The sequence below is a fragment of the Terriglobus sp. YAF25 genome, assembly GCF_052113305.1.
GTDB lineage: Bacteria > Acidobacteriota > Terriglobia > Terriglobales > Acidobacteriaceae > Terriglobus.
In genome coordinates, this window is sequence record NZ_JBFRCY010000499.1 from 1 (window position 1) to 5,180 (window position 5,180).

Genomic DNA, 5,180 nt, shown 5'->3' on the forward strand with positions numbered 1-5,180 from the left:
GCTCGGGTTTCCGCTCTCGAAGCTCTGCTTCGAGGGCCCGGAAGAGGATCTGCAGCTCACGGAAAATACCCAGCCTGCGATCCTGACAGTCTCCGTGGCCGTCCTTCGTGTGCTCGAAGAAAAGGGCATTCGGCCAGCCATCGCCGCCGGACACTCGCTGGGCGAATACTCTGCCCATGTCGCCGCCGGCACCATCAGCTTTGCCGACGCCGTCCGCACCGTAAAGAACCGCGGCAGGTTCATGCAGGAAGCTGTCCCCGCCGGCCAGGGCACCATGGCTGCCATTCTGGGCCTGCCCGCCGCTACCATCGGAGAGCTCTGCACCCGCGCCTGGGATGAGACCGATTCGGTCGTCTCCGCCGCCAACCTCAACGCCCCGGAACAGACCGTGATCTCCGGCGCCATCAAGGGCGTGGAGCTCGCCGCAGAACTCTGCAAAGAAGCCGGCGCAAAGCGCGTCGTCATGCTGCCGGTCAGTGCCCCCTTCCATTCGGCCATGATGGCTCCGGCCCAGCATCAGCTTGCCAGCTACCTGGAACAGGTCAACTTCCATGACCCGCACATCCCCATCGTCTGCAACGTCGACGCCCGCGTGGAACATCGCCGCGCCGAATCTCGCGATGCCCTCATCCGCCAGGTCACCGGCGCTGTTCGCTGGGTAGAGTGCGTGCAGACGCTCGTCGCCCAGGGCGCGACCCACTTTATCGAGGTTGGCCCGGGACGCGTGCTCACCGGCCTGATGCGCCAGATCGACCGCAACCAGAAGGCCCTCAACGTCGAAGACACCGCATCGCTGGAAAAGACACTCGCGGCCCTGGCGGAAGTAGCGGAATAGAGCATTTTCCCTGTTGCTGGGTAGCCCGGAAGGGGTGTGCAGCGGCGTTTTCATTGCGGAAAACGCCCATAGATACGGAAGCCCTACACTACACCTACAGGGAAAATGCTCTAGTGACCAGCCCACTGCTCGAAGTCCGCAATCTGCAAGTCTCCTTCGGCGGAGAGCGCCCCGCGGTCGATGGCATCGATCTCGACGTCGCCGCCGGCGAATCGCTGGGGCTTGTGGGAGAGTCGGGCAGTGGCAAATCTGCCACGTCGCTGGCGGTGTTGCGGCTGTTGCCTCCCTCGGCGCAGGTACGCGGCCAGATCCGCTTCGACGGGCGCGATCTGCAGACACTCTCGACAGAGGCTATGCGGCAGGTACGCGGCCGCGAGATCGCGATGATCTTCCAGGAGCCGATGACCGCGCTCAACCCGGTCTCCACCATCGGCACACAGATCGCCGAGGCGGTGCGCGCCCATCATTCCCAGCTATCGCGCGCAGAGGTGAAAGAGCGGGTTCTGGAGTCGCTCGTACAGGTCGCCATGCCCGACCCTGCCCGCCGCTATGACGACTATCCGCACCAGTTCTCCGGCGGCCAGAGGCAGCGTATCCTGATCGCCATGGCGATCGTGAACCAGCCGCGGCTGCTCATTGCCGACGAGCCGACGACGGCGCTTGACGTCACCGTCCAGGCACAGATTCTGCGTCTGCTGGCAGACCTGCGCGAACGGCACGGTCTCTCTATGCTCTTCATCTCACACGATCTCGCGGTCGTAGCCCAGACTGCTGACCGGGTCGCGGTTATGCAGCACGGTCACATCGTCGAGCAGGCGACGGTCCAGCAGATCTTCCACCAGCCGCAGCATCCCTATACGAAACGCCTGCTGGCCTCCGCCCCGACCATGCAGACAGACCGGTCGAAACCCCTGGCGCAGGTGTAAAGCACCGCCGTCGGCCTGCCATCCTGAACGTTCGAGGTCCCCAGCGAAGTTGTTCGCTGGGGCGATAAGTGACGAACCTGCTTTTTGCAGGATGCTCGTCGCTCCAAGATCCCTCTTTTTCAAGCTTTTAGCTTTCAGCCCAAACTTGTTACATTGGTGTGCAGGCCCAACCCCTCGCCCACCAACATGGATTGGGTACGCGCCATGCTCCTAGGCCCCATTTACCCCGAGGGCGTTGCAGTGGCCTGCGTGCATGGTTCTCCGCTCGACGAAGACGACTACATCCTCAACGTTCGCGATGCCTGGGCGCCGCTGCAGCAGATGCAGCAGCCGCTTACTTTCTTCGGTCACACCCACGTGCAGGGAGGCTTCATCCAGCAAGGGACTGCCTGGCGCGAACTGATTCCGGAGTACCGCTCCCGCGAAGTCGCCGAGACATGGGTGCTGAAGCTCGACCCGGAGTGCCGCTACCTCATTAATCCAGGCTCCGCCGGCCAGCCCCGCGACGGCGACTGGCGCGTCGCCTGCGCCATCTACGACACCGACGAGGCCACCATCACCTTCCATCGCCTGCCCTACGACATCATCAAAGCCCAGGGCAAAATCCTGATGGCCGGACTGCCCGATCGGCTGGCGATACGGCTCAGGGACGGTAAATAAAACGGTTGAATGGTTGAATAGTTGAATGGTGAAAGTAAACCAACAAGCTATTGAACAGCGGCTAGAGCAATTCTCCTAAAGGTGTAGAGCGAAGTGCTGGCTGTTCGCGCCGTTTTCCGCAAAGAAAACGGCATTCGCGGATCTATCCAACACCACAGTATTAGGAGAATTGCTCTAGGTAAGCCGAAATTACCAAACCGCGCAATGCAATTTGTGCACTATTCAACCATTCAACGATTCAACCATCCAACCCGCTCCTAAAAGGAGCGGCCGATCGTAAAGCTCAACTTCCTTCTACCTGCATCGCCAAGCGCCGGACCGAAGCTGATCACGCCTAATGGGGTCTCTGCCAGCACACCGAACATGACGTCCTGCCGCAGAAAACTTGAGACTGGCTGAGCATAGTCTGTACCGGTTACGCCGATCGATCGTGGGGCACGCATCTGTCCAGCCTCATACGCAATCGCGAGATAGATGTTCTGTCCCAGGGGATCGGGTAGCTTCGCAATCCTGCGTAAATACGCCTCGCGAAGGTAGAAGTAATCCGTTCCGCGATACTCCTCAAAGGCTGAAGCGGAGAGCCTCCCAGGCCCACCCAGCGTGAATCGGTACGGCTGGGCCACGTCGCGATTGAACAACGTGCCACCTTCTGCGGCAGCCAGGAAGCTGTTGCCTCCGATCGTATGAGAGAACTGGATCTTACCAACGATGCGCGGAGCCGCGGCCGCATGTTCGCCTGCCTTCAAATAGCCAGCGCCGACGTCGTAGTGAAACCCACGCTGCGCCACTTCGGCACGGTCCTGCGCGTCGTGGGCATAGCGTACATCGAAGAGATGTGCGACCTGCGATGAGTCGCCCTGGCCGTCGTTGCCCGTCTTGGTGACCCAGCGCTGGCTCCATGCCTGCCACCCCGCACGCACCTCGGTGCTATGGCTGAAAGTGTATCCGACATCGACACCGCCTCCTCCCTGTTGCCACAGCCGTTCCGACAAGCGATTCTGATCGTGATAGATGAAATATGGCCGCCGCGTGAACTCTCCATGCGGTGCGATAAAAATACCCCGTGCATTCAGCAGGCGGTAGTACTCCAGATCGAACTGCTGCAGCCAGCCCAGATGCACAGACCCGCGCAGCTCCGAGCCATACCGTCCGAAGTCCTGGTGCAGATATGTCAGATCGAGCGTGAAGCGCGGGGTCTGGCCCGACTGTGCCTGGCCATTGACGCCGATAAGAATGAACGGGGGCCCATTCTCCTTATCGGCCAGCTTCACCGCGATATCCGCATCGCGTACACCCCGTATCGGTCCGGAGGGATAGCTGACCTGATAGGTCACCTCATAACGTTCGTCCGCCCGCACCTCATCCAGCCGCTTGTCGATGACGGCAGCTTCGGCGGGCTGGCCTACCAGCTTCTGCAGCTTGTGCTCTACCGCCTCCTTCACCTCGTGGCTTTCGGTTTCCACTTTGATGGAGGAGATGTTGCGCGGCTTGTCCGCCGTCCGCGAAGTTCGGTTCACAAGATACGCCGCCCACCCCGTATCGGAGAGGGCATAGGCCATCAGCTTGTCCTTCTGCGCCTCCGTGGCGTCGTAGCCTAACTTCGCGAGGTCTTCGGCCCTGGCGTAATCCATGGTCGTCAGGTTGCCGGTCTGCGGCTCGATAACGACATCCGCCAGCCGGCGCGACTGCAGCTCATTGCCCCAGATCGCCACCGAGAACGACCTCTGCAATGTTCCCAGCAGGCTGGTGTTGTTCGGCGCCAGTTTGGCCAAAGGCATCGAGACGGCCAGAATCACATCATCATGCAGGTCTGACTTCAGAGTCTGTGTCGGCAGATTCTCAAGTACTCCCCCGTCCACATAGGTGTGTCCCTCTCTCTGCACCGGGGGAAAGATTCCCGGTAGCGCGATGGAGGCACGGATCGACTCCGGCAGTGATCCGCGTGCGAACACCACCGGCTTGCCCTCGGTAATATCCGTCGCCGTACAGCGGAACGGAACCGACAACTGGTCGAAGCTGGTCTTGTCGCCATACGAGAGAAACTGCGCCGAAAGAAAGGCAWTCAGCCCGGCATCGACCAGCAGGCCATTGCGAACGCTGATGCCGTGCTTCAGACCGATGGTCATGTAGTTGGGTGCGCCGCGGCGATCCTCGCGCCGGCGATAGTTCAAGATGCTGAAGTCGTTGGAGAGACGAAAGACCTTCGTGAGCACCTCATCGCTGGTCAACTGCTGAATCTCATCCGGCGTATGCCCGGTGGCATAGAGTGCCCCGACCAGCGCTCCCATGCTGGCGCCCGCGATGCCGTCGACCGGAATGTGATGCTCCTCCAGCCAGCGCAGTACACCGATCTCTGTAAGGCCAAGCGCGCCACCGCCGCCGAGGGCCAGACCAATCTTCTTGCGCGCGGGTTGGGGTGTAGACACCGCGGTCTGCGAGGACAGAGAGGTGGAACACAATGCGGCAGCCAGCAAAGCCGCTACCGTCGAACGTTTCCGCATATCTTATGGGATGCCCTTCTCTCACCTGCGGTCCAGCAAAAACTACGCGAGGGAAACGGAATGGCTAACGTGGGGCGATACATTGTGTGCCCCATCCATTGCGCAGTAATGGGTGGGTTGTTCGAGCGCAGCTGGGCACCCAGTGTATGGGTTGGTTCAACAAGAAGGCCCGGCTTTCGCCGGGCCTTCTTGTTGTTCAATCCTTATACGGATCGAACTCGTTGGCTCCCGCCATGGCCACGCCCAGCGGAGTGAGCG

Annotated in this window: 4 protein-coding genes; 3 read left to right on the forward strand and 1 reads right to left on the reverse strand. The window is 60.9% G+C overall.

Annotated features, from left to right (window positions below):
* The 3 genes from fabD to AB4043_RS18795 form a co-directional block, all read left to right on the forward strand.
* The coding region (gene fabD / locus AB4043_RS18785; RefSeq protein ID WP_442307761.1) for an ACP S-malonyltransferase at positions 1-835 on the forward strand (835 nt) is incomplete at its 5' end.
* A gap of 113 nt (positions 836-948) precedes the next feature.
* Entirely contained in the window at positions 949-1,761 is an 813-nt protein-coding gene (locus tag AB4043_RS18790; protein ID WP_442301031.1) for an ABC transporter ATP-binding protein, read from the forward strand.
* A 204-nt stretch (positions 1,762-1,965) separates the two neighbouring features.
* On the forward strand, positions 1,966-2,421 hold the full coding sequence (locus AB4043_RS18795) for a metallophosphoesterase family protein (RefSeq protein WP_442307762.1): 456 nt from the start codon (positions 1,966-1,968) through the stop codon (positions 2,419-2,421).
* A 257-nt stretch (positions 2,422-2,678) separates the two neighbouring features.
* Here AB4043_RS18795 and AB4043_RS18800 read toward each other — a convergent pair whose 3' ends face one another.
* The gene (locus AB4043_RS18800) at positions 2,679-4,922 is read right to left on the reverse strand and encodes a patatin-like phospholipase family protein (RefSeq protein WP_442307763.1); all 2,244 of its coding nucleotides are present in this window, start codon (positions 4,920-4,922) and stop codon (positions 2,679-2,681) included.
* Positions 4,923-5,180 lie beyond the last annotated feature (258 nt).